At 42.3% G+C, this 504-nt stretch carries 1 protein-coding gene; it reads right to left on the minus strand.

Annotation, left to right across the window (positions count from 1 at the left end):
• The coding region (locus EHC72_RS22965) for a hypothetical protein (protein ID WP_211660352.1) at positions 1–185 on the minus strand (185 nt) is incomplete at its 3' end.
• Between the last annotated feature and the right edge of the window lie 319 nt (positions 186–504).

A 504-nucleotide genomic window follows, 5' to 3' on the forward strand; every position in this document is an offset into this window, starting at 1 on the left:
GGGTATAATACGGCACTGTGGGCCAGCATACCGATAAATAGAGCAGATAAAGTCGTACCCTTAGCAATCGGCTTGTGTTTAAGCAGCGCCCAGCAAAGATGAATACTTATAATTAGATAAGCAATACTAGCAATTACATACGCAACTAGCACAAGCGACCTCATAAACGATAACAGCTCTATCAAGCAGGTTTTGGTGGGTGAGAATCCTCTGGACAGTTAATGCCCAGTTGAATGAGTGTGAGTTTTGTCACTAATGATTAGAATAATCTGTCAATTTATCATAAAATGAAGGGTAATTGAGCGTCAAATGCTCCCCAATTATGAAATTTGTGTGACTGTGCTAGTAGTTTTGGGCTGCCTTGCGATAATCGCAGGTCAGTCAAGATTGCACCACCAACCGAGAGAGTCCTATGTTTGATACGTTAACCGAACGCTTATCGTCAAGTCTGCGCAATATCGCAGGCTCTGGTCAATTGACCGAAGACAATATTAAAGACACGCT

This window comes from Pedobacter nototheniae (assembly GCF_004335085.1).
In the GTDB taxonomy this organism is placed as follows: domain Bacteria; phylum Bacteroidota; class Bacteroidia; order Sphingobacteriales; family Sphingobacteriaceae; genus Pedobacter; species Pedobacter nototheniae.